General features: G+C 39.8%; 27 protein-coding genes. 25 read left to right on the top strand and 2 right to left on the bottom strand.

Annotated elements, in window-relative coordinates; genetic code table 11:
• Positions 1-317 precede the first annotated feature (317 nt).
• From petA to B9N65_RS04520, 3 genes are read left to right on the top strand one after another with little or no spacing between them, the layout of a single operon-like run.
• Positions 318-821 (top strand): ubiquinol-cytochrome c reductase iron-sulfur subunit, encoded by a 504-nt coding sequence (gene petA, locus B9N65_RS04530; protein WP_087582970.1) that lies wholly within the window; start codon positions 318-320, stop codon positions 819-821.
• A gap of 10 nt (positions 822-831) precedes the next feature.
• The gene (locus tag B9N65_RS04525) at positions 832-2,076 is read left to right on the top strand and encodes a cytochrome b (RefSeq protein ID WP_087582969.1); all 1,245 of its coding nucleotides are present in this window, start codon (positions 832-834) and stop codon (positions 2,074-2,076) included.
• A gap of 2 nt (positions 2,077-2,078) precedes the next feature.
• Positions 2,079-3,119 carry a c-type cytochrome gene (locus tag B9N65_RS04520; RefSeq protein WP_087582968.1) on the top strand — a complete coding sequence of 347 codons (1,041 nt, stop codon included), beginning with the start codon at positions 2,079-2,081 and terminating at the stop codon, positions 3,117-3,119.
• A 708-nt stretch (positions 3,120-3,827) separates the two neighbouring features.
• Here the strand turns inward: B9N65_RS04520 and B9N65_RS04515 are convergent.
• Complete coding sequence (locus B9N65_RS04515) at positions 3,828-4,115, bottom strand: hypothetical protein (protein WP_012001178.1); 288 nt, start codon at positions 4,113-4,115, stop codon at positions 3,828-3,830.
• Positions 4,116-4,159: 44 nt separating this feature from the next.
• Positions 4,160-5,245, bottom strand: a complete 1,086-nt coding sequence (locus B9N65_RS04510; RefSeq protein ID WP_087582967.1) for an MBL fold metallo-hydrolase — start codon at positions 5,243-5,245, stop codon at positions 4,160-4,162.
• Positions 5,246-5,661: 416 nt separating this feature from the next.
• Here B9N65_RS04510 and B9N65_RS04505 point away from each other — a divergent pair, with 416 nt between their 5' ends.
• From B9N65_RS04505 to B9N65_RS04400, 22 genes are all read left to right on the top strand, one after another.
• Positions 5,662-6,231: a 4Fe-4S dicluster domain-containing protein gene (locus B9N65_RS04505; protein WP_009294859.1), complete on the top strand. Its 570-nt coding sequence runs from the start codon at positions 5,662-5,664 to the stop codon at positions 6,229-6,231.
• A gap of 1 nt (position 6,232) precedes the next feature.
• Positions 6,233-8,200 (top strand): proton-conducting transporter transmembrane domain-containing protein, encoded by a 1,968-nt coding sequence (locus B9N65_RS04500; RefSeq protein ID WP_087582966.1) that lies wholly within the window; start codon positions 6,233-6,235, stop codon positions 8,198-8,200.
• A 9-nt stretch (positions 8,201-8,209) separates the two neighbouring features.
• Positions 8,210-9,130 carry a respiratory chain complex I subunit 1 family protein gene (locus B9N65_RS04495; RefSeq protein WP_002939300.1) on the top strand — a complete coding sequence of 307 codons (921 nt, stop codon included), beginning with the start codon at positions 8,210-8,212 and terminating at the stop codon, positions 9,128-9,130.
• A 1-nt stretch (position 9,131) separates the two neighbouring features.
• Positions 9,132-9,776, top strand: a complete 645-nt coding sequence (gene hyfE / locus B9N65_RS04490) for a hydrogenase 4 membrane subunit (RefSeq protein WP_012001181.1) — start codon at positions 9,132-9,134, stop codon at positions 9,774-9,776.
• A 2-nt stretch (positions 9,777-9,778) separates the two neighbouring features.
• On the top strand, positions 9,779-11,260 hold the full coding sequence (locus tag B9N65_RS04485) for a hydrogenase 4 subunit F (protein ID WP_087582965.1): 1,482 nt from the start codon (positions 9,779-9,781) through the stop codon (positions 11,258-11,260).
• The gene (locus B9N65_RS04480; RefSeq protein WP_009294856.1) at positions 11,257-12,993 is read left to right on the top strand and encodes a hydrogenase large subunit; all 1,737 of its coding nucleotides are present in this window, start codon (positions 11,257-11,259) and stop codon (positions 12,991-12,993) included. The genes B9N65_RS04485 and B9N65_RS04480 overlap by 4 nt, the downstream gene beginning before the upstream one ends.
• Positions 12,990-13,529 (top strand): formate hydrogenlyase complex iron-sulfur subunit, encoded by a 540-nt coding sequence (locus B9N65_RS04475; protein WP_002939210.1) that lies wholly within the window; start codon positions 12,990-12,992, stop codon positions 13,527-13,529. The genes B9N65_RS04480 and B9N65_RS04475 overlap by 4 nt, the downstream gene beginning before the upstream one ends.
• Complete coding sequence (locus B9N65_RS04470) at positions 13,526-14,350, top strand: NADH-quinone oxidoreductase subunit B family protein (protein WP_087582964.1); 825 nt, start codon at positions 13,526-13,528, stop codon at positions 14,348-14,350. The genes B9N65_RS04475 and B9N65_RS04470 overlap by 4 nt, the downstream gene beginning before the upstream one ends.
• Positions 14,347-14,691, top strand: a complete 345-nt coding sequence (locus B9N65_RS04465; RefSeq protein ID WP_002939326.1) for a formate hydrogenlyase maturation HycH family protein — start codon at positions 14,347-14,349, stop codon at positions 14,689-14,691. Before B9N65_RS04470 ends, B9N65_RS04465 begins: the two co-directional genes overlap by 4 nt.
• A complete protein-coding gene (locus tag B9N65_RS04460) occupies positions 14,691-15,137 on the top strand; it encodes a hydrogenase 3 maturation endopeptidase HyCI (RefSeq protein ID WP_021085388.1) in 447 nt (148 codons plus the stop codon). The genes B9N65_RS04465 and B9N65_RS04460 overlap by 1 nt, the downstream gene beginning before the upstream one ends.
• Before the next feature lie 183 nt (positions 15,138-15,320).
• A complete protein-coding gene (locus B9N65_RS04455; protein WP_035142401.1) occupies positions 15,321-16,181 on the top strand; it encodes a formate/nitrite transporter family protein in 861 nt (286 codons plus the stop codon).
• 250 nt (positions 16,182-16,431) lie between these two features.
• On the top strand, positions 16,432-16,872 hold the full coding sequence (locus tag B9N65_RS04450; protein ID WP_087582963.1) for an isoleucyl-tRNA synthetase: 441 nt from the start codon (positions 16,432-16,434) through the stop codon (positions 16,870-16,872).
• Between the two features lie 49 nt (positions 16,873-16,921).
• Positions 16,922-17,473 carry a DUF507 family protein gene (locus tag B9N65_RS04445; RefSeq protein WP_002939254.1) on the top strand — a complete coding sequence of 184 codons (552 nt, stop codon included), beginning with the start codon at positions 16,922-16,924 and terminating at the stop codon, positions 17,471-17,473.
• Positions 17,473-18,591: a glutamine-hydrolyzing carbamoyl-phosphate synthase small subunit gene (gene carA / locus B9N65_RS04440; RefSeq protein WP_009294852.1), complete on the top strand. Its 1,119-nt coding sequence runs from the start codon at positions 17,473-17,475 to the stop codon at positions 18,589-18,591. Before B9N65_RS04445 ends, carA begins: the two co-directional genes overlap by 1 nt.
• Before the next feature lie 22 nt (positions 18,592-18,613).
• On the top strand, positions 18,614-19,258 hold the full coding sequence (locus B9N65_RS04435; protein ID WP_087583052.1) for a sulfite exporter TauE/SafE family protein: 645 nt from the start codon (positions 18,614-18,616) through the stop codon (positions 19,256-19,258).
• Positions 19,251-19,991, top strand: coding sequence for a sensor histidine kinase (locus tag B9N65_RS04430; RefSeq protein ID WP_087582962.1), 741 nt, complete (start codon positions 19,251-19,253; stop codon positions 19,989-19,991). Before B9N65_RS04435 ends, B9N65_RS04430 begins: the two co-directional genes overlap by 8 nt.
• Positions 19,984-20,667, top strand: a complete 684-nt coding sequence (locus B9N65_RS04425; protein ID WP_012001191.1) for a response regulator transcription factor — start codon at positions 19,984-19,986, stop codon at positions 20,665-20,667. Before B9N65_RS04430 ends, B9N65_RS04425 begins: the two co-directional genes overlap by 8 nt.
• A 92-nt stretch (positions 20,668-20,759) precedes the next feature.
• Entirely contained in the window at positions 20,760-22,250 is a 1,491-nt protein-coding gene (gene ccoN, locus B9N65_RS04420) for a cytochrome-c oxidase, cbb3-type subunit I (RefSeq protein ID WP_087582961.1), read from the top strand.
• On the top strand, positions 22,250-22,915 hold the full coding sequence (ccoO, locus tag B9N65_RS04415) for a cytochrome-c oxidase, cbb3-type subunit II (protein ID WP_021086480.1): 666 nt from the start codon (positions 22,250-22,252) through the stop codon (positions 22,913-22,915). The genes ccoN and ccoO overlap by 1 nt, the downstream gene beginning before the upstream one ends.
• Before the next feature lie 9 nt (positions 22,916-22,924).
• Positions 22,925-23,137, top strand: a complete 213-nt coding sequence (locus B9N65_RS04410; RefSeq protein ID WP_002939259.1) for a cytochrome c oxidase, cbb3-type, CcoQ subunit — start codon at positions 22,925-22,927, stop codon at positions 23,135-23,137.
• Positions 23,125-23,988: a cbb3-type cytochrome c oxidase N-terminal domain-containing protein gene (locus tag B9N65_RS04405; protein ID WP_087582960.1), complete on the top strand. Its 864-nt coding sequence runs from the start codon at positions 23,125-23,127 to the stop codon at positions 23,986-23,988. Before B9N65_RS04410 ends, B9N65_RS04405 begins: the two co-directional genes overlap by 13 nt.
• Positions 23,988-24,200 carry a DUF4006 family protein gene (locus B9N65_RS04400; protein ID WP_021084770.1) on the top strand — a complete coding sequence of 71 codons (213 nt, stop codon included), beginning with the start codon at positions 23,988-23,990 and terminating at the stop codon, positions 24,198-24,200. The genes B9N65_RS04405 and B9N65_RS04400 overlap by 1 nt, the downstream gene beginning before the upstream one ends.
• Positions 24,201-24,268 lie beyond the last annotated feature (68 nt).

Raw genomic sequence — 24,268 nt, 5'->3', positions numbered from 1 at the left:
AAAACAAAGCTTCTCGTTTTTAATAGTTGCTATTTATAATTTTTTAAGATTAATAAATTTTATTATTAAAATTTTCTATTTTACGAGAGCTAAAATAGAAAAATTTTTTATCTTGACGTTTAGACATTAGATCAAATTTCTCTTTTATAAAAAGCTTAAAGTCACGATATATAGGTATTTTTAGATAAATTTACCTCAAATTTTAGTGTAAAAAAAGCTTAAATTCAGTTTATTTTTACAAACTATATTGTGAGATTATAGTTTTTTAATTTTTTGGGAGTATAATCGTTTAAATTTTATTTATAGAAAGGAAATTAATGTCAGTAAAGCAAGAAAGACGAAGCTTTATCGGCCTTGCGTTTGGTGCCGTGGCAGCTGTTGGTGGCGCGATGTCACTAGTTGCCATGAAAAAGACCTGGGATCCGCTCCCTAGCGTAAAAGCTGCTGGTTTTACAACTGTCGATCTAAGCCCGATCAAAGATGGCGAGATGAGACAGGTTGAGTGGCGTAAAAAGCCTATTTTCATCCTCAAAAAAAGCCCAGATATGGCTAAAAACGACAAGAGAGATGTTGTCGTTGGAGATGCGAGATATATCGTAGTTATCGGACTTTGCACACACCTAGGATGTATCCCTGAGTATAAAGCGAGCAAGCAAATGTTTGTCTGTGCCTGTCATGGCGGCGAATTTAACGCTGATGGCGTGCAGACATACGGACCTCCACCAAGACCGCTTGATATCCCACCATTTAAGATCGATGGAACCAAGCTAGTTCTAGGCGAAACAAGCCCAGAATACGAAAAATTAGTAGCTAAAGCTTAGGAGGTTAGCGATGTCTTTATCTCATAAATCAACTGGCGTTATTGACTGGCTTGACCAACGCCTAGCTTTTACAAAACTTATGAAGGTTCTAGTTAGCGAATACTGGATCCCAAAAAATATAAATTTCCTTTGGGCGATGGGCGTTATCCTAACGACACTTTTCTTGCTTTTGATCATCACTGGCTTTTTGCTTATGATGTATTACAAACCAGACATACATTTAGCCTTTGATAGCGTAAATTACACTATCATGCAAGAGGTCGAGTATGGCTGGCTTTGGCGTCATATCCACGCGATTTCAGCTTCGACGATCTTTCTTATCATGTATATCCACTTGCTTACTGGACTTTACTATGGCTCATACAAAAGAGGTAGAGAGGTCATTTGGGTAAGCGGTATGGTGCTATTTATCTGCTTTTCAGCAGAGGCATTTAGCGGCTATATGCTCCCATGGGGTCAGATGAGCTACTGGGCGGCTACTGTTATCACTCAGCTTTTTGGTGGTGTGCCAGTTATCGGCGATGCTTTGGTTGAGTGGATCAGGGGCGATTACGCAGTTGGTGACTCAACACTTACTAGATTTTTCATGCTTCACGTCTGCTTGCTACCACTTGTAACTATCGTTGTTTTAGTTATCCACTTCTACTCATTAAGAGTTCCTCACGTAAATAACCTAACAAGCGAAGATATCGACTTTGACGTAGAGGCTGAAGTTTATTTGCATGGCGATAGAGCAAAAGCTAAAGTTATACCATTTTGGCCAGGATTTTTGGCAAAAGACTTTATGTATGTATCATTTTTCATGATCTTTGTCATATATCTTGTTTGCTATCACTTCAACTTTGCGATGGATCCTATCAACTTTGAGCCAGCAAATCCGCTAAAAACTCCACCACACATCTATCCAGAGTGGTACTTCTTGTGGCAATATGAAATTTTACGTGGCTTCTTCTTTGATATAGCTGGAATTTCAGCTTATAACATCGGACTTATCGCATTTGCATTCGCAGGTGTTGCGTTTATGCTTATACCACTTTTTGATAGAAGCGACCTTGTAGCTCCAGCTCACAAAAGACCACTATTTTTCGTATGGTTTTGGGTGCTAGTTGCAGACCTTATCGTCTTATCTATATATGGCAAGCTCCCAACAGGCGGCATCAACGACTGGATAGGATTTTACGCTTCACTGCTATTTTTAGTGCTATTTATAATCGCACTTCCAGTTATCACAATACTTGAAAGAAAAAGGGGCTAATCATGAAAGAGCTTAAAATTTTTGCTATCGTTGTTATCCTTTCAGGTATTTTATACTGGGGTATCGAGCCTTACGCTCATACAAAGCTTCATCCGCACACTGCAAATGCCGAGTATAACTTCTCAAAAGAAGATACTGACTACGCAAAGCACTTTTTGGAGCAGAAAAAAGAGGCGCTTGAGGCTGCAAAAGCTAGCGGCAACAAGGCTAGCATCGATGCAGCTACAAAAGATGTTGAGACGGCACAAAAAATTCTTGATGACTATACAGCTTTTTGGGCTGATATAAATTCGATCGACCTTGCAAAGGGTGACGCTGTAAAGGGTGCTGAAACGTTTGGGGCAGCTGGATGTACAGGATGCCACGGCATCGAAGCAGCTGGTATGCCAGCTAGTATGGACGCTGAGACAGCTAGCCAAAGCTTTGGTGTAGTGCCACCAGATCTTAGTACAGCTGGTAAAATTTATGACGAGAGATTTTTAGCTGCACTTATCAAAAATCCAACTATGGCTGTAAAACTATCTCATAAATTTAACGACGAGCATCCTTATCCGATGACTGCATTTATGGGTGCTGGCGGCGATATAAACGCTGAGGTTGCTGACATAGTTGCTTACCTTAAAAAGGTATCAGCTGACGCGGATGCAAAGAGCAAGATCACTGAAGAAAAGGTTTTTGCTGACGCATGTCAAAGATGTCACGATATGAAGTATGATAAAAAATATACTCTTGGCAACAAAGTAAGCCTCGCAGCTTATATGGGTTCAAACCCACCTGATCTATCTATGATGATCCGCTCAAAAGGTGCAGACTACTTGCATAAATTTATAAACGATACTCAAAAGATGCTTCCAGGCACTGCGATGCCTAGAGTTGGCTTAAACAAAGCCGCTGAAGATGACATAGTATCTTACATCCAAAAAGTAGGTGACAGTAAAAAGGCTGAGCGCGAGAGCACAGGACTTTATGTCATGATCTACTTCTTCATCTTAGGAATTTTTGCTTGGCTTTGGAAACGCAAAGTCTGGAGCGAACTCCACTAAAATTTAAGAGCCTTTTTGGCTCTTAAATTCTCTCTAGTAAATTTACATATATAAATAGATATTCTTTAAATTTATTCTTTTATAAATTTAATCAAACTATTTTTGCAAATTTTTAAATTTAATTGACATTAATATGATTTAACAAAACAAATTTGCAAATTTTAAAATTTGCTATAAATTTTTTAAAGCAAAACGCATGCAGTGCTTTAGCACGATTGCATGCCCCTTGAACGTGCGAGGGGATTGAGGGATCTAAAGGGAGATAAGGGGACGGCTTCGTAACTCGAGTCCCCTTGTCTCCTTTTTGGATAAAAAGAAATTTACAAATTTAATAAAGCTGTCTTTGCAAATTTTAAAACTTTCACTCACTCGTAAGAATTGACTACTAAAATTTGGCTTCGCTTATAGCTTAGCTCAAATTTTAGAGCCGAAATTACTCACTCATGAAATTTTAAAATTTGCCTTTATTTATTGACTAGCTTAATAAAAGCATTTGAGAAATTTGCTTGAATTTTGCGCATGTGATATACCGATGCTGTCTTGCATGCCTAGTGTGCAACAGGTATTTGGCAAAAGATGTGGCAAACGTGAGGATATTAACAGCCACTAAGCGAGTAAATTTACATTACCTGGCAAATTTACTCACCAAAAACCACTAAATTTCACAAAAACAGCCAAATTTAACTTGCCGTAAAGCCACACTAACGGCTAAATTTCTTTAGCGATCTTGCTCATTTTGTTTATGAGCTCCTCACGTTCGCTTGATTTTAGGTTGCCGTATTGAAGCTTTGTCATCATCTGCATAAAGTCAAACTGCTTAAACATCTGCGCATCGCTTTTTAGCTCTTTTTCAAGCTTTTCGTAGATCTTTTCTGTCTCTTTGTTCGCTTTTTCTAAATTTTGCAAAAAGCTTCCAGTCGCGCTTGCATCAAGGTCGTTTTTTGCCGCCTTGTCGATGGTATTTTTTAAATTTGATAAATTTTCAGAAATTTTCATCTGCACTTCCTTTTGGATTTTAAAAATTAGAGCAAATTTTATTCCTAAATTTCACCCCACCACTTTTTACTAGGTGAATTTTGTGCGGTGAAAACCTCTCCGATCATCGGCGTGGCGTAGTTTAGCTCAAGTTTTGTCGCTGCCTTTTCAAAACGCTTGATCGGCTCATCCCAAGCGTGATAAGAAAGATCAAATTTGCCCCAATGCACCGGCACGCCAAGCTTAGCTTCAAGATCTTTTAGCGCTTGTGCCGACTCCTCTGGCTTCATATGCACGTAGGGCCAGCCGTCGCTGTAAGCGCCATTTTCTATGAAAACTAGATCAAAGCCGCCAAATTTCTCATTTATCATCTTAAAATGCTTGCCGTATCCGCCATCTCCGCTAAAATAAAAACTAAAGCTAGCCTCCTCTACCGCCCATCCGCCCCAAAGCGTGCTGTTTCTTTTAAATGTGCGCCCGCTAAAGTGCCTTGAAGGGCAAAAAGTGAAGTTTAAATTTCCTATTTTCTGCTCGCTAAACCAGTCAAACTCGTAAATTTTATCTGCGTTTACGCCCCATTTTACGAGGTGAGCTTTGACGCCAAGCGGCACTAGAAACTTGCAAATTCTACCATTTAGCTCGAGTATCGTCTTGTAGTCAAGGTGGTCGTAGTGGTCGTGCGAGATGAGGGCGATGTCGATCACCTCTGGGTAGTCGCTAGCGGTGATGGCGTGCTCGTAGGCAAAGGGCTTGCCGCCAACTGGCAGCGGAAATGCTCGGTGTAAAACTGGGTCCGTGATGATCGTTTTGTCATCAAGCTTGCAGATGAGGCTAACGTGCCCAAGCCAGATAAACTCGCCGTTTTTGAGGGCATTTGCGTTAAATTTTAAATTTGGCAAAGGCTTAGTTGGTAGCTTGCCTTTTGGTGGAAAGAGCGCTTGGATAGCGAAATTTAACATAGACGCTTGCGGATTTTTCTTTACCATATCAATCGTCGGCTCTAAATTTATAAAAACTTTGCCATTAAAATTTGGCGAAGCCTCTATGAGCTTTTGGCTCTTGGCATCTGGTGTGCCGCCAAAAACAGGGGCAAATTTCATAAAAGCAAAAACTGAAGCGATAAATAAAACTATGACTATAAAAATTTCCATCAATAATCCTTTTAAATTTAAAGGTTGGATTATATTTTAGATTTTTAAATTTCAGTTTCATTTAATTAACCCAAGCTTAAAAAACTAATTTTTAAATTTAAACTTAATTAAGATAATTTTACTCTTTTTACTAATTATCCGTTATGAAATATTAATCTTTTTTGATTAATCACACGATAATAACGCTGTTTAATAGCATATCTTAAACTAATATAAAATAAAAATTTAATTTCAAAAATACAAAATTTGTCAGATAGCTGACGGAATTTAATCGCCAGAAGTTATAGAATTGTTCCAAAAATTCAGGAAGGAGCGTTTGAGATGTTAAATAAAAATTTAACTATCTCTATTCATGTGATTAACAATCACTCTATTAGTGAGCAGGGCGGTCTTGCCTTGTTTTTTAGGAGGAATTTATGAAAAAACATAAATTTGTGATTGCCGATTCTAAACGCTGCATAGGATGTGCGACCTGTATGGCTGCATGTTTTAAAAGTGCTTATGAACGCGGCAAACTATCACGTGCAAGGCTAAGCGTCTTAAGAGAAGCTAGCGGCGTCATGCCGACTCAGTGTAGACAATGTGACGACGGCCCTTGCGCAAATGTATGTCCAACTGGAGCGTTGCGATTTAACGATAATTGCATCGAACTTCACGAGGAAATTTGTATAGGTTGCAAGATGTGCACGATCGCTTGCCCTTATGGTGCGATAAGCTCAAGTGCAGAGCTTATGCCTTCAGTAAATTACGCTGTCGAGCCAAAATACTATCTTGAAGTAGAGTCACAATCAGGCGCAAAAAACATCGCAGTAAAATGTGATATGTGCTTTGGCCGTGAAAATGGACCAGCTTGCGTTGATGTATGCCCAACAAGCGCTCTTATAATGGTAGATCCAGAAGAGGGCAAACATAAGCTTGGCAAGAGGATAGACTACGATGCAGCGAATAAATTTGCTACTAAAATTTTAAACGGACAAGGAGCATAAGATGACTACGGTTTATATGCTATTTCTTGTAAGTGCCGTCGTTAGTATCTTGCTCTACTGCGCTCCAAAAGCCGCTGTTAAAGTTGGTTTTGGACTAAGTGCTATAAGCTGCTTTTATGCGATGTGTCACTTCGTTGCAAATATGGGAGTAAGTGATAGCTTTGCTCTTATGGATGGCTTTTTGTATTCGCCAAAATTTGCGCTAAATCCACTTGGAAATTTCTTCAGCTTTGTCGTTGTTTTCATCGGATTTGCAAGTAGTGTTTATGGTATGAGCTATGCAGAAGAGTACATAAAAAAAGCAAATGTTGGTGTGTTTGCATGTTTGTTTAACACATTCATCCTTTCAATGCTTCTAGTAATCAGCGCTGACAATGTATTTTGCTTTGTTGTTTTATGGGAGCTTATGACTCTTGTATCATCATTTCTTATCATCGTCAATGACGGTAAAAATACACTTAAAGCGGTTATGGTATATCTTGGTATCGCACAAATCGGTGCATTTTGTATAACCTGTGGCTTGCTTATCACAGCTTACTATGCAGGAAGCTTTGAATTTAGCGCATTTATGGGTGTTAAGATGCCATTTGGCGCTTCTGCTGCTGTATTTGTACTATTCTTGGTTGGCTTTGGTAGTAAGGCTGGTATGTGGCCATTTCACGTTTGGCTTCCACAAGCTCACCCAGCAGCACCATCAAACGTTTCAGCCCTTATGTCAGGCGTTATGATTAAAGTTGCTCTATTTACACTAGTTAAATTTACACTTTACCTACCACTTAGCACATATTTTGGTCTTACAATACTCGCTCTTGGTGCAGCTAGCTCACTATTTGGTGTTTTATACGCTCTTTGCCAACACGACTTCAAAGCCTTGCTTGCTTACCACTCAGTTGAGAACATAGGCATCATCTTGCTAGGTCTTGGAACAGGAATTTATGGCGTTGCAGCTGGAAATTTAACACTTGCAGCAGTAGGTTTTCTAGCAGGTTGCTACCACGTAGTCAATCACGCTATATTTAAAGGTCTGCTTTTCCTTTGCGCTGGTTCAGTTATCCACGCTACTCATACACAAAATATGGACATCCTTGGTGGTCTTGCTAAAAAGATGCCATGGACAAGCCTTGGTATGTTTATAGGTATCATGGGTATCGCAGCTTTACCTCCAGTAAATGGCTTTGTTTCAGAGTGGTTTACATATCAAGGTATGCTTCAAGGTGCGATGGGAGAAGGAACATTAGTTAGATATGCATTTACACTTGGCGTCGTAGCTCTTGCGCTAACAGGCGTTTTGGTTGGTATGCACCTTAAACTTTACGCTGTTATCTTTGCAGGTACTCCAAGAGATCAAAAAATTTGGGAAAATGCTAAAGAGAGTCCGATAGGTATGGTTCTTGGTATGATCATCTTAATGATAGGCTGCGTTGGCTTTGGTCTTGGCGCAAACTACATAGTTGATTACATCATGCAAGCTGTAAATTCTATCGCTATAAGCGACTATAAAGCTAGCCTTGGTGCTATAAATGTAACTTCACCTATGGGCAGCATGATCTCAACTCCACTTATCGCTTTAGTCCTATGTGCAACTATGATTTTGCCATTTATCATCCTTGCTGTTATGAAAGCAAACAGAGATAAACCACGCGAAACTGATCCTTGGGCTTGTGGCTTTAAATATAGCTCACGTATGCAAATGACAGGTGGTCCATTCACTGGCGACCTTAGAAAAATTATGCAATGGCTATTTAGAGCTGATAAAAAAGTAGTTACTAGAAATTATTTTGACGCGGTTGAGTATCACAACCATCCAAAAGATATTTGGTGGGGAATGTTTTATGAGCCAGTCATTAAATGGTGTGTGAAATTTGCTGATAAGCTAGGTATCGTTCAAAGTGGTTATACAAATGTATATACACTTTATATCTTGCTATATCTTTGTGTCATACTTGCTGTGAGCTACTTTTTAGTTTAGGAGACGAAAATGCAAACTATACTTTTAATGATATTTCAAGTAGTCGTTATCGTTTTGGTAGCTCCTTTGTTTGATGGTATGGCAAGAAAACTTAGAGCTAAACTTCAATCAAAACAAGGTAGCGATTTCTTTCAAACATATCGCGACATTATAAAGCTTTTTAGAAGAGGAAGAACCGTCCCTGAGTGCTCTCACTGGGTATTTAGATGGGCTCCATTTTTCCTTTTTGCAACTTCAGCTGCAGTGCTAGCTGCTATACCTATCACTTATAGCAAAGACACTGTATTTGGAGCTTACTCAGATATATTTGTTATCCTCTATCTTGGTGCGCTACTTAGATTTGTATTTGGTGCAGCTTCAATGGATAGCGGCAACCCATTTGCAGCAACAGGTGGCGGCAGGGAGCAAATGCTTGGTGTTTATGTTGAGCCAGTTATGATTATGTGCTTAATCGTAGTTATGCTTGCAGCTAAAACATCAAATTTAGTTGAGATCCAAGAGATGGTAAGAACTGGCGTTATCGGATATCAAATTCCAAGTTTTGCCGTTGCTTCTATTGCATTTTTGTGGTGTATGTATGTTGAGACTGGTAGAAAGCCATTTGACTTAGCTGAAGCAGAACAAGAGCTTCAAGAGGGTGTTCTTGGTGAATATGCTGGTAGCGACCTTGGCTTAGTTCAAGCATCACTTATATTAAAACAGTTTGCTATGATCGGACTTTTCCTAAGCATATTTGAGCCATGGAATTTTAGCAATCCTTTCTTAGCTATTATCGTTTTTGTGATAAAAACTGGAGTATTTTACGTCGCAGCTGTATTTATAGACAACTTTGGACCACGCTTTAAAATGACTTCATCTTTACGCAAAAATGCTCTTGGTGCACTTGCTATTTCGTTTGTTGCACTAACACTTTATGTAGTAGGAGCGTGAGATGCAAACACTAGATATATTAGCCATTTGCATGATCGTAACTTCGCTTGCGGTTTTTGGTCTTAGAAGCTTGAAACTCTCAATCATCGCTTATGCGATAGAGACACTACTTTTAGTTAGTATATTTTTCTTGCTATCTGAGAAATTTAACGCTGAGCAGCTAAAAACTTGGGCGATCGTTGCGTTTTTTACCAAAGTTCTTTTCGTGCCAGGAATTTTGTTCTGGCTTATCAAAAAACTTGGCGTAGTTAGCGAAGATGAGCCAGTTGGTGGATTTTTTGTAAGTCCTGTTATTGCTATGGGATTTTCTCTAGCTCTTTCAATGAGTATCCACCCTATATTTTTAAAATTCTCTCTTATCAAAGAAGAGATCATGTTGATCGCTGCTGGAACAGTTTTTATGATGGGAATTTTTGGCTTCATGCTAAGAAACTCATTTATAAAACAAATTCTAGCTTACTGCTTGTTTGAAAACGGTATCCACCTAAGCCTTGCTCTAATGGCTTACAACTCACATGAGCTAGTTGAGCTTGGAATTTTAACAGATGCGATATTTGCTGTTATTATCATGAGCGTTCTAGCGATTAGATTTTATAAAGCTTATGATAGCTTAGATACTTCTAAAGCTTCAAATTTAAGGGGTTAGAGATGGATAGTTTAGCTTTAATACTTATCTTACCGCTCCTTGGTGCTTTGATCTTGTTTTTAAGTCCTAAAAACTATGCAGTACTTAGCGGACTTCATGTCTTGTTTTCTGCTGCGACATCAGTGGCTTTACTTAACAATGTTCTTAAAGTTTTAAGTGGCGGAACTTTTTATAGTTTTGATAAATTTTTATTCTTAGATAGCTTAGGCTGTGTTTTCTTGGTGCTTATCGCTGTAACTGGATTTATAGTAAATTTCTACTCTATTCATTATATGAGATGGGAACTTGAAGATGGACACATCCACTTAAGCGATCTTAAAAAATACTACGCACTAAGCCATGTATTTATCTTTACAATGACTTTAAGCGTTATTTGCAACAACGTTGCGTTTATGTGGGCAGCTATCGAGGCTACAACACTAGCTTCTGTATTTTTGGTTGCTATACACAAAGATCAAAAATCAACAGAGAGTGGTTACAAATACATCGTTCTTTGTTCAATCGGTCTAGCATTTGCTCTTTATGCAACCGTTCTTCTATACTCAGCTACATATAGCACATTAGGAGACGGCGAGGCTTCTATGCAGTTTTCAAGCATAATGGCTAACGCTAAAAATTTAAACCCAGATGCAGCAAAACTTATCTTTGTGTTTGCGCTAATTGGTTTTGGTACAAAAGCTGGTCTAGCTCCAACTCACACTTGGTTGCCAGACGTTCACGCTGAAGGTCCAGCACCTATCTCAGCATTGCTATCAGGCGTACTTTTAAAATGTGCGATGCTTGCACTTTTAAGATACTACGCTATCACAGCTCAAGCAGTTGGATTTAGCTTTGTTGAAGGCGTAATGATCGTATCAGGAACTATCACACTTTTTGTAGCAGGATTTTTCCTAATAAGACAACACAACGTAAAAAGAATGTTTGCATACCACTCAATAGTTCACATGGGTGTTATCGCATTTGCACTTGGTGTTGGCGGTAAATTTGGTCTATTTGCAGCGATATTCCACTGCTTAGCTCACAGCTTTACAAAAGCTTTGGCTTTCTGTTCAACAGGTAACATAGCAAGAATTTACGGCCACAAAGATATGAGTAAGATGGGCGGCATGGTTAAGATCGCACCTATTACAACTATTATGTTTGGTGCAGCTGTCTGCTCACTAGTTGGTGTTCCAGCATTTGCTATATTTGTTAGCGAATATAACGTCTTTGTTGGAGCTATCACAAGTGGTCAATATATCGCAGTTGCGCTATTTGCTATTGCACTTGCAGTTATTTTCATAGCTGACTTTGCGCACTTTAACATGGCAAGCTTTGGCGAGCCAAAAGGTGTGGTTGTTCATAATAAAGAGATGAGTTTATTTGAAAATTTACCTCTTATAGCACTCTGTGCCCTTATCATAATCTTTGGCGTATGGCACGTAGATAGCTTTTATATGCTAGTAAATAACGGTGTTAATATAATGATGGGAGCTTTAAAATGAGAGGCGATAAATTTGTTGAAATCCTAAAAACAAAGGTAAAAATTTTAGAAGTAACTCGTCAAGCAGACGATCAGATCACAGTTTTGGTCGATAGAAATGATCTTCCACTGGCTGTTAAAACACTTTATTATGATATCGGTGGCTTTATAAGCACTATGATACCAAACGACGAGCGCCAGATAAATGGCTGCTATGCGCTTTACTATGCTATCTCAATGGAAGGTAGCAAGATGACTGAGGCGGACGACTTTGCAGCTGAAGATAAGTGCTTTATCACAGTTAAAACTCTTATCCCAGGAAGCGATCCGACATTCCCATCAGTTACTCCGCTCGTGCCAGCTTGTGTTTGGTATGAAAGAGAAGCTTATGATATGTTTGGTCTAGTAGCTGAGGGTCTGCCTGATAAAAGACGTCTAGTTTTAAGTGATGACTGGCCAGACGGACTTCACCCACTTAGAAAAGATGCTATGGATTACCGCTACCGCCCTGATCCAGTAGATCATAGAGATGAGCCTGATGCGGAGTTTTTGTTCCCAACAGGTGATGCAGTAGTTGATGTGCCACTTGGACCACTACACGTTACATCTGATGAGCCAGGTCACTTTAGACTTTTCTGTGATGGCGACGAGATCATCGACGCTGACTACCGCTTGTTCTATCAACACCGCGGTATGGAGAAGCTAGCTGAAAATAGAATGAACTATGATCAAATGGGCTATCTTGCAGAGCGCGTTTGCGGAATTTGTGGTTATGCTCACGCTATTGCGTGTATCGAAGCAGCAGAAAAAGCTATCAAGCTTGAAATCCCACTAAGAGCTCAAGCTATACGCGTCATCTGTCTTGAGATCGAGCGTCTTCACAGCCACCTTTTAAATATCGGTCTAGCTTGTGAGGTTACTGGTAACTACAACGCTTTCATGCATATCTTTAGGGTTCGTGAGTACTCTATGGAGCTAGCTCAACTTGTAACTGGCGGACGTAAAACATACGGCAACGTCGTTATGGGCGGCTTAAGACGTGATATGACAAACCATGAGATCAAAAAAGGCTTAGAGATCATCAACAAACTTGACATTCAAATTTCAGAAATTTGGGATGCAGTTTTGGAAGATAAACGCCAAATCGGACGCTGGAAAGGTGTAGGAATCCTAGACCGCCAAATCGCACGTGACTTTAGCCCAGTTGGTCCAAATATGAGAGGTTCTGGCTTTAAACGTGATAACCGCTACGATCACCCATACGACTTCTTCAAACAGATAGAATTTGAAGTAGCAGTTGAGCATGGTTGTGACGTTTTTGCTCGTGAGATGGTTAGATATAAAGAGCTAAAAAGCTCTATCCACATCATCCGCCAATGCTTTGAGATGATGCCTCAAACTCCGATCATGATCGATCCTGTGACTATGATCAAACCTGAGAATTTCGCACTTGGTCATGATGAAGCACCACGTGGTGAGAACGTTCACTGGATCATGCAAGGTAGCGCTCAAAAAGTATATCGCTGGAGATGTAGGGCTGCGACATATAACAACTGGCCAAGCCTAAGGTATCAATTTAGAGGAAACAACATAAGTGACGCTGCACTTATCGTTTGCTCACTTGACCCTTGCTACTCATGCACCGAGCGTGTTACTTTGGTTGATGTAAGGACTAAAAAAAGTAAAATTTTAACAGAAAAAGACCTTAAAAAATTCTGTCAAGATGGCGGGGTTAGTAAGAAGGATTTAAGATGATGAAGTTATTTGACATCACAGAAAAATATGGAAAGGCGACATACGCCTATCCATTTGAGCCATATATTGTGCCTGAGAATTTCCGTGGTCAGCCAGACTATACATACGATCTTTGCATAGGTTGTGCAGCTTGCGGTATCGCTTGCCCAAGTAATGCAATAGAGCTTAAGATGAACGATGAGCAAACAAGACTTGTTTGGCAGTTTGACTGTGGTCGTTGCATATTCTGCGGTCGCTGCGATGAGGTTTGCCCAACTGGAGCTGTAAGACTTAGCGATAGCTTTGAGCTTGCGGTTAAATTTGACAAGAGCGCTCTTATACAAAGAGGCGAGCTTGAGATGCAAACTTGCAAATGCTGCGGCAAGCCATTTACGCCAAAAAGGCTTATAAATTTCACTCTTGAAAAGCTTGGCACAGCAAATTTACTCCCAGGCAGACTTGAAGAGGCAAAAGAGTACCTTTTTATCTGCCCAGAGTGCAAGAAAAACCAATCTGCTGAGAGGCTAACAAAAGGCGTTGAGGAGGCTATAAAATGAGTCTATATCAAGTCCCAGAGGACATAAAAACAGCAAATGACCTAACTGCAAAGCTAGAGCATTTAAAAAATATCAAAAGAAGCTTTAGCGTTTATAGGATCGACTGCGGAAGCTGCAATGGTTGCGAGATCGAAATTTTCGCTGCTATTACGCCGATGTGGGACCCTGAGCGCTTTGGATTTAAACTTGTAGCAAACCCAAGACACGCTGATATCTTGATCTGCTCAGGTCCAGTCACAAGACAGATGTACTACCCACTACTTCGTGCTTATGAGGCAGCTCCAGATCCTAAGATCGTAGTTGCTTTTGGTGCTTGTGGAAGTACGGGCGGAATTTTCCACGACGCTTACAGCGTTTGGGGCGGTATAGATAAGATCATACCAGTGGATGTATATATCCCAGGCTGCCCTCCACACCCAGCAAGCGTTATCTATGGTCTTGGCATGGCTCTTGGTATCATCGATCAAAAGCTTCAGAAAAAAAGCTATGAAAATGACAGCACTACACCTCCGCCAGTTGAGAAGTCGGTAATAGGAGATATCTTGTTTGAGCGCGACTTGCAGGCCGAGAGTAAAAGGCTGATGAGCTATATCTTTGGTAGAACGCTATTTGAAAAATATATGAACGCTATCAAGGGCTCAAGCGATATTCACAACCCAAGTGCGTCAAGAGAGGCTGTACTTGCAGCTATCAAAAAAGAGGAAGACCCAAGATATGCCGAGTGCATGGGACTTTTACACAACGATGTCTATCTAAAATATGCAAAAGCCGACAAGAGCTTTGCGATAGACGTTGATAGCGAGGTTTGGAGTAAAAGATGATACAAGTTTATAAGCTTACAAAAAGGCATATGGACGACAACGAGAAGCTTCCACGCGAGCTAAAGGAGATAAAAATTTTCTCCACTTGCGTGGGACATGGCGTTGGTACGATTGATTTTAGCGAGAAGATCTTAGAACTAAGCGATGAGGAATTTGACGAGATGATCAAAAACTCAGGCGAATATGTGAAATTTAAGATCGGAAATTTAAGCAAGTATTTTGAAGTTGAAATTTTTGCTGAGCATATCGCTAGACTCTTGCCACAGCTTTGTGAGTGTAAGCTTAAAGAAATTTTGGCAAATTTAAAAGAGGGATATATTGTGCTTAGGAAGGACTTTTGATGAAAAAGGCCATCCTTTGCATCGGTAATCCTATGCGTGGCGATGATGATGTGGGCAATGAAGTCGGCCGCATCGTAGAGCAGGAGCTAAAAGAGTGGAAGGTCTTTTTTGGGCAAGATGTGCCTGAGAATGAATTTTCAGCTATTAGAGAATTTGCACCTGATATCTTGATAGTAGTCGATGCGATGAGTGGTTTTGATGAGGATAAGATAGAGTTTTTTGACCTAAGTGACGATAGAGACTACATCTACTCAACCCACAACCTCCCAACGCCAGTGCTTTTAAGCTATTTGCGAAAAATTTGCCCAAAGACGCTTTTTCTTGGCATTAGTGTCTTGCTTGAAAATGTCCTTGATTTTGAAGAGGGTCTAAGCGAGCAGGCTAAAAAAAGTGCTAGAAAAGCTTTTTTAAGAATTGTAGAGATTGATAAAAATTTAGTTGGTTAAATTTAGCAAGTGCTAAATTAAATCTGGGGTTTGCTAAAGATAAATTTGATCGTTTTGGATTTGAAATTTAGTGTAAAAACAAGCTTTAAACATTAAATTTTAACGCCAAATCTCTATCTTTGGCACTGCTTCTTTGCTTTTATTTCTTATAGATCAAAGAAGGTTAAATAAAAAGGAGACGTGATGTTAAATCCGGCAGAAACCGCTCAAGCGGTCTCAAGTTCTATGGAGCATAAAGCTCATACACCACTTGTAAGCATTATCTTCCTTGCTATCATGGCTGGAGCTGCTATTGCTATGGGTGATATTTTTTGGGCTCACTCAACAGTTGGTATGGCTGAAAAACAGTCTATCGGTCTTTCAAACTTCATCGGTGGTATCACATTTAGCTGCGGCCTCATGATGGTTGTATTTTATGGCGGTCACCTATTTACTAGCTCTGTTTTAAGCGGTGTTAGTGCGTATGAGGGCAAATTGCCACTTGGCAAAACCATAAGCTACTGGGTAATTGTTTGGATATTTAACTTCGTTGGCGGTGCATTGATCGCTTATATGTACTACTACTCTGGTTTGCCACTAAAATACGACGGCTACATCTTGCAACACTTCGTGCCAGCAGCTATTGGCAAGATCACAGCACCATTTCACGAGCTATTTCTTCGTGGTATCTTTTGTAACGTCTTTGTTTGTATGTCTATCTGGACTGCGACAAGCGAGAGCAACCTATCTGGCAAATTCTTTGCCATTATGTGGATGATCGGCGCATTCGTTGCTTGCTCAATGGAACACTGCGTTGCAAATATGTTCATCATCACTGAAGCTATCATCTCTAAAGCTCACTACATAGCAGCAAGTGGTGGCGATATCAACGCTGCAGCAGCTTTACTTCACACTACAGCTGATAAACTAGATGTCATCAACTGGACAAATTTCTTAAGCAAAAACTTGCTTCCAGTTACACTTGGTAATATCTGCGGTGGTCTTTTCTTTGTTGGTCTTGTTGGCTTCATGGCTAATAAATTTGATATGAAGAAAAAAGCTTAATAAACTCCCTTTTAGTCTTTGCTTTTATGGCAAAGGCTAAATTACAAATTTCTTTTTTTTACCCAAAAAGTTTCAAAAAAATCTCTTATTTTTCATCTAAAAAAATGTCATACTCATCTTAAATTTATCGTTTTAACTCTCTTGTTTTTGAAAATTTGTGACATTTTGGGGTTTAAAATTTCTTAATTAATAAATTTAGAGCAATAATAAAGCTAAAATTTAATATAATCCCACGAAAAAAGGAGAGCTTATGAAAATTTTCAATGCATTTTTTACTGGTATTATATTTGTTCTCGCTCCTATTTTTACGCTATTTGTCGGAATTTACAACAACTACTTTTCATTTTATGGCATAAATGAGTATTTCAATGTGATTTTTGTGGATAATGTGCCTTTTTTGTGGCTTTTACCTGTGTTTTTTATATTTGGATATTGTTTCTTTTACGCGCCATTTAGAAAAATTTTTAGAGCCTTTTATCTGCTCTTACTTGTGCTTTGCGCACTCAGTTGGTATCCTGATTTTGGACGAAGCTTGGGCGAGGCTTATTTTATGAGTAAGCCACTTGAGATGGATCTATCTTCAAATTTACAAAGTGATCAAAAAACAAGCGGCAAAGTCCTTTATGACGGACGAAGAGAAATTTATTTTCTAAGAAGTGACAATGATAAAGTCGTTAAAATTTCAAAGTAAAGTTTTACCTTTATTTAGTTACAATGGCATAAAAATTTAAAGGTTTAAAATGCGTATAAAACTTCCACACGTACCTTATGTCTCACATAAAATAGCAATAGATCTTTTAAACTGTGGTTTTGTAAAGTTAAACAAAGGTATTGAGCCAATCGTAGCAAAAGCAAGTGAAATTTTAACTACTGACGTTCAAAAAGAAAGAGCGCTAGATGAGCGAGTAAATGAGCTTTTAGAGAAAAACGAGGACGAGATGCAAACTATGCAAATCGACCGCAAAAATATGTTTTGGCTCGTTAAAAAGAAACTTGCTGGCGAATTTGACGTCATTTTAACTCATGAAGATAGATTTAGCAATGTCGCTCACAAGATACTTGAAGCTATCTGGAAGAGCGATTTGGTCGAGTATAACGTATCAGAAAACCGCGTGAAAAATGTCATTTATAGCTCGATAGATGAGTATCTAAAAAGCTATGAGAAGATAGAAGATAGCGTCTATGAGATGATGCAAAACTACAAACGCAAACTTATCCCTGGAACTGACGAATACGACCTGATTTTCGAGCGTTTGTATCAAGATGAGCTTAAAAAAAGAGGAATGCTTTAATGAAAGCTTATATTTACATTGAAAACGGCGTTTTTTTAGAGGCAAAAGCCTTTGGTGCTCACGGCGAGTGTGCAGGCGAGCTCGTTTTTAATACCTCTATGACTGGCTATGAAGAGATCATGAGCGATCCAAGCTATGCTGGTCAGTTTATCGTCTTTACTATGCCAGAGATCGGCATCGTTGGCATAAACGAAGATGATATGGAGAGCCTTAGAATTCATGCAAGTGGCGTCATAATGAGAAACTACAATGAAATTCCTTCAAACTACCGCTCGCAAAAATCTTTGGGCAAATTTTTCGAAGAGCAGGGCAAATTTGGCGTTTATGACGTTGATACTAGATATTTAACAAAGATGCTACGTGATGAAGGCGCTTTGATGGCCTACATCTCAACGCAGATAAGCGACAAAGACGAGCTAAAACGCAGGCTTGAAAGCAGCGGACGCATAGAAAATATAAACTACGTAAAAACAGTTAGCGCAATGGACGAGTACGAGCACAAAAAAGGCGCTTGGGATAGAAATTTAAAATCATATAAGCCGCTAAAAAGTATCGGCAAAAAGATAGCTGTTTTTGACTTTGGCGTAAAGAGAAATATCCTAAATGAGCTATGTGAAACTGGTCTTGAGGTCATCGTCGTGCCACACGATACTAAGGCTGAAGTTTTGATAGATAAATTTAAAAATGGCGAGATAAACGGGGTATTTTTATCAAATGGTCCAGGCGAGCCAAAGAATTTAAAGGCTGAAATCGCTGAAATCAAAAAAATGATAGAGGCTAGGATCCCGATATTTGGCATCTGTCTTGGACATCAGCTGCTTTCAAATGCCTTTGGATACGAGACATATAAACTTAAATTTGGTCAGCATGGAGCAAACCATCCAGTCTTAAATTTAGAGACAAAAGCGATCGAGATAACAACGCAAAATCACAACTACAACGTGCCAGAGAGCATCGCTGAAGTAGCGGTTGTGACACATAGAAATTTGTTTGACAACACGATCGAGGGCGTAAGATACAAGGACTATCCGATCTTCTCGGTGCAACATCACCCAGAAGCAAGCAGCGGCCCTAACGAGAGCAAATATATATTTAAGCAGTTTTTAGAAATTTTATAATATGCAAAACATAAGCCTTTACATGATTATCTCAGTTGCGATCTTTAGCAGCTTTAGTCATTGTATCGGCATGTGTAGCGGGTTTTTGAGCTTGCAGGCTCTATTTTTTAAAGGCAAAAGCAAGAGTGAAATTTTAATGCTAAGCGCGCTTTATAACCTAGCTAGAATTTTTGCTTATGTGGCTTTAGGAGCTTTGTTTGGCGCTTTTGGAGCAGCCATTAGTTTTGGTATGCAAGCAAGAGGCGTGATATTTTTCATAGTTGGCTTAGTGATCGCATTTATTGGCATCGCACTGCTTTTTAGGGGCGAGCTTTTAAAATTTGTAGAGAGCGAAAAAGCACTTAAATTTATAGTAAAAATGGCAAAAACAAGCGTGCAAAAGAGAAATTTGGCAAGTTTTTTACTGCTTGGCTTTTTAAATGGGCTTTTGCCTTGCGGCGTGGTCTATTATTTCTTAGCGCTTGGAGTTTTAAGCGCAAATGTGGCTGACGCATCCTTAATAATGCTTATCTTCGGGCTTTGCACCTTACCAGCGATGTTGCTAGCTAGTTTTGTTTTTGGCTTACTAAGAGAGAAATTTAAAGAGATCATGTTTAAGCTCTCAGCTTGCATAATGATCTTAAACGGACTTTATCTATCATTTTTAGGATATAGAGCAAATGCCTAGTTCAAATTTAGATGAAAATTTCTTTTCAAGTAGTGATGGCATGAGGATTGCCAAGCTTGCGATGATGGGCGAGATGATGGCAAATATAACTCACCAGTGGAAGCAGCCGCTAAATGAGCTAAGCCTAGTTTTATATAAGATGAAAAAGCTAGCACGCAGCGAAGATGTCGAATTTATCGGCTCTTATGAGAGGGCTATGCAGATCATAAAGTATATGTCAGAAACTACTGATGAGTTTAGCTCGTTTTTAAATCCAAACACACTTTCGCAAGAATTTAGCCTAGCAGACGCAGCTAGAGCATCGATACAGATCGTAAAAGGCGTGATGAAAAAAGAGGGCGTTCATGTAGAGCTTGAGGTGTTAGGGGACTCTAAAATTTATGGTCATAAAAACAGGCTCATGCAAGTCATCATAAATTTACTAAATAACGCAAAAGACGCACTAAATTTACAAAAGATAGAAGATAGAAATATAAAAATAAAGATTGATAGCGATGAAAAATTTGCTTACCTAAGCGTAGAAGATAACGGTGGTGGCATAGATAAAAATGTGATAGATGAGATATTTAAGCCATATTTTACCACCAAAAAAGATGCTAAAGGCACTGGCTTAGGACTTTATATGTCAAAGCAAATAATCGATCAATTTAACGCAGAAATAACAGCGGGCAACAGCGATAACGGGGCCTGTTTTTTAATAAAGTTACCACACAAAGGAGAGATAGATGAATAAAATTTTAAAGAACCTAACGGTTTTGCTTGTCGAAGATGATAGCGACAGCAAAAAGATCATGCACGATGTGCTAAGTGACAATTTTGAGAAAGTTTTTACTGCTCAAAATGGTGATGAAGGTTTGAAAAAATTTAAAAAATACAACCCAAATATGGTAATTACAGATGTATTTATGCCAATTAGTGATGGACTTGATATGACAAGATATATCAAGGAAATTTCTAAAGACACACCTGTCATCGTCCTAAGTGCGCATAGCGAAAAAGAGACTTTATTAAAGGCTATCGATGTTGGCGTTGATAAGTATCTTATAAAACCTATCATGGCAGACGATCTTTTAAAAACGATAGAAAATGTCGCAAAAAGCAAGATAGAAACCGCAAACATCATCCAAGTTGCAAATGGATATAGCTTTAACAAAATTAAGCGCGTACTTATCAGAGACGGTGTTGAAATTTCACTTACTAAAAAAGAGCTTGCATTTATCTCACTTTTGATAAAAAGACTTGGTACGCTCGTGCTTCATGATGAGATCAAAAGCGTCGTTTGGGTTGGTGAGAGTGTGACTGAGGCAGCTATTAGAACCTTTGTTAAGCGTGTTAGAGACAAGGTTGGTAACAACTTTATCAAAAACGTTCCAGGACTTGGTTACAAAATAGATAGAAGACTTTCTTAGTTAATGAGAATTTATATTAATTAAGTTTTTTTATAGTTCTTATACTTTAAAATAACGAATCATTAATATAAATTTAACTAGGAGGATATTTTATGCGACCATCTCAGCTACTACACTATGATTATAGTGTAGCAAAGCTATTTATGTTTGCCACGATACTCTTTGGTATCATAGGCATGGTTGTTGGCGTAGTTATAGCTTTTCAAATGGCCTGTCCAGAGCTTAACTACATAGCTGGCGAATATTCGGCGTTTGGGAGGTTGCGTCCTCTTCATACTAATGGCATCATTTTTGGCTTCATGCTCTCAGGCATCTTTGCCACTTGGTACTACATCGGACAGCGTGTTTTAAAGGTCTCGATGAGCGAGTCGCCATTTTTGATGTTTATCGGCAAGCTTCACTTTTGGCTATATATGCTTGTTATGGTTTTGGCTGTTGTTACGCTTTTTATGGGCGAAAGCACAGCTAAAGAGTACGCCGAGCTTGAGTGGCCACTAGATATCGCAGTGGTCGTTGTTTGGGTGCTTTGGGGTGTTAGTATATTTGGCCTCATAGGTATTCGCCGCGAAAAGACACTTTACATCTCAGTTTGGTACTACATCGCTACATTTCTTGGCGTTGCGATGCTATATCTATTTAACAATATGGAAGTTCCAACAAGACTTGTTAGCGGATATGGCTCATGGCTACACTCTGTCTCTATGTACGCTGGTTCAAACGATGCTTTGGTTCAGTGGTGGTACGGCCACAACGCGGTTGCATTCGTTTTTACAGTGGCGATCATCGCTCAAATTTATTATTTCTTACCAAAAGAGAGCGGTCAGCCGATATTTTCATATAAACTATCGCTATTTTCATTTTGGGGTCTGATGTTCATCTACCTTTGGGCTGGCGGACACCACCTCATTTACTCTGCTACGCCTGATTGGATGCAGACTATGGGTTCAGTCTTTTCTATCGTTTTGATCCTGCCTTCATGGGGTTCGGCGATAAATATCCTTCTTACGATGAAGGGCGAGTGGGCGCAGCTTAGAGAGAGTCCGCTTATTAAATTTATGGTTCTAGCTTCGACATTTTATATGTTCTCGACACTTGAAGGACCGATACTTTCTATCAAGTCTGTAAATGCCCTAGCGCACTTTACTGACTGGGTGCCAGGACACGTTCATGACGGCGCTCTTGGTTGGGTTGGCTTTATGATCATGGCAGCGCTTTATCACATGACACCGCGCGTGTTTAAGCGTGAAATTTACTCAAAGTCGCTAATGGAAGCTCAGTTTTGGATACAAACAACAGGTATCGTCTTATACTTTGCATCTATGTGGATCGCTGGTATCACGCAAGGTATGATGTGGAGAGCGACTGATAGCTACGGAAATTTACTCTACTCGTTTATAGATACGGTTGTCGTGCTTATCCCATACTACTACATAAGGGCTATTGGCGGACTTCTTTATCTAGTTGGCTTCTTGATGTTTGCTTATAACATCTACAAATCAACTTCTGCTAAAGCTATCTTAGCAGAGCCAAAAAGCGCTTCGCCAATGGGTGGCGGGGTAAAAGCTAGCGCGGAGGTGATGTGATGTTTGCTTGGTTAGAAAAAAATCCATTCTTTTTTGCAGTTTGCGTCTTTATAGTCATCGCTTACGCTGGCATAGTTGAAATTTTACCAGACTTTGCAAACAGAGCTAGACCGCTTGAGGGCACAAAGCCTTACACCGTTTTAGAGCTAGCTGGCAAAAACATCTATATGCAAAATGGCTGCAATACTTGCCACTCTCAAATGATCCGTCCGTTTAAAGCTGAGACTGATAGATACGGTATGTATTCACTAAGTGGCGAATTTGCTTATGATCGTCCGCATCTTTGGGGCTCAAAAAGAACGGGACCTGACCTTATGCGTGTGGGCAACTATAGAACGACTGACTGGCATGAAAATCACATGCTAAATCCAGCCTCAGTAGTGCCAGGCTCGATCATGCCAGCATATCCATTTTTATTTAAGAAAAATGCTGATATCGAGACTGCTTACGCTGAAGCGCTAACGGTTAAAAAGGTCTTTAACACGCCTTATGACGAAAAAGATATGCCAGCTCTTGGCACGCTAGAGCAGACAAATGCTAACGTCAAGGCTGAGGCTGCAGCTATCGTTGAAAATATGAAAGATGAGCAGGTAAAAAGTGCATTTGCAAAAGGTGAAATTCGCCAGATCGTAGCACTCATTGCTTATCTAAATAGCCTAAAGTAGGAGCATAAGATGGAGAACATTAGAGAGTTTCAAGCTTATGGCTATTTTTTCTTGACAGCATTTTTGGCGATCACTTTGTATGCCTACTTTTTTCATCTTTATAAGAGCGAAAAAACTGGTAGAAGAAACTATGAGAAGTACTCAAAACTAGCGCTTAACGATGAGATCGGTGGCGAAATTTTAGAGCGTAAGGCTACAAAGGAGAGCGTATGCAATGGCTAAATTTAGAAGATAATGTAAATTTACTAGCTCTTATAGGAGCGGCTCTAATCATCGTGCTTACCATCGTTGTAGCTGGTAGGTATGTGGGGCAGATGAAGGTTAAAAAAGATGAGAGCGTTGAGCTTAGCGAGCACAACTGGGACGGCATAGGTGAGTACAAAAACCCTGTCCCACTTGGCTGGGCGGTCGTCTTTTTACTAGCGCTAGTTTGGGCGGTTTGGTACTATTTGCTGGGCTACCCACTAAATTCTTACTCGCAAATCGGCGAGTACAACAAAGAGGTCAAAGAGGCAAACGCTAAATTTGAAAAAGAGTATGCAAATCCAAGCAAAGAGACGCTTCACGCTATGGGCGAGAGCATCTATCTCGTGCAGTGCTCAGCATGTCACGGCATCACAGGCGATGGCATAGGTGGCAAGGCTGCAAATTTACAAATTTGGGGCAGCGAAAAAGGCATAGTTGAGACTATACTAAATGGCTCAAAAGGGCTTGATTACCCTATGGGTGAGATGCCAGCAGGCTTAGCTGACGCTGATGGCGCTAAGGCGATCGCAGCATACGTGGCTAAAGAGATAAGCGCGATAAAAAGCACTAAAAATGAAAATTTAGTAGCCACTGGCAAAGAGCTTTATGCTGCATGTGCGTCGTGCCACGGCGAAGATGGCAAGGGTATGGATGGCATGTCGGTTGATCTTAGCAAATATGGCTCGGCTAGTTTTGTAGCTGACGTGCTAAATCGTGGCAAAAAAGGAGCGATCGGCACTATGCCTAAATTTAATGATGGCAGGCTAAACGAGATACAGCAAAGCGCAGTTGGCGAGTACGTCATATCGCTATCAAAGGGCGAATAATGGAAAATAAAAATAGAAACATCTTTGCCTTAAACGGCATTAGCGGATTTTTAATAGCGGTGGTGCTTTTGCTCTCTATCCTAGCGGTGCTTACATACGTTGGCATCGGCTTGCAAAAAGAGGTCGCAACCAAGCCTTACTCACTAAAAGATGCAGCTAGCATCGAGATGAAGAGCGTAGATAACGCTAAACACGTCATTGTAAAGGAGTAGCGATGCTAGGCATAATAGAAAAAGCCATTATCCTGCTAATAGTCGTCGCAGGCGCCATTTGTGCCTGG

It is taken from the genome of Campylobacter concisus (assembly GCF_002165815.1).
GTDB lineage: Bacteria > Campylobacterota > Campylobacteria > Campylobacterales > Campylobacteraceae > Campylobacter_A > Campylobacter_A concisus_BH.
This window is presented reverse-complemented; position numbering and strand designations above follow the sequence as displayed.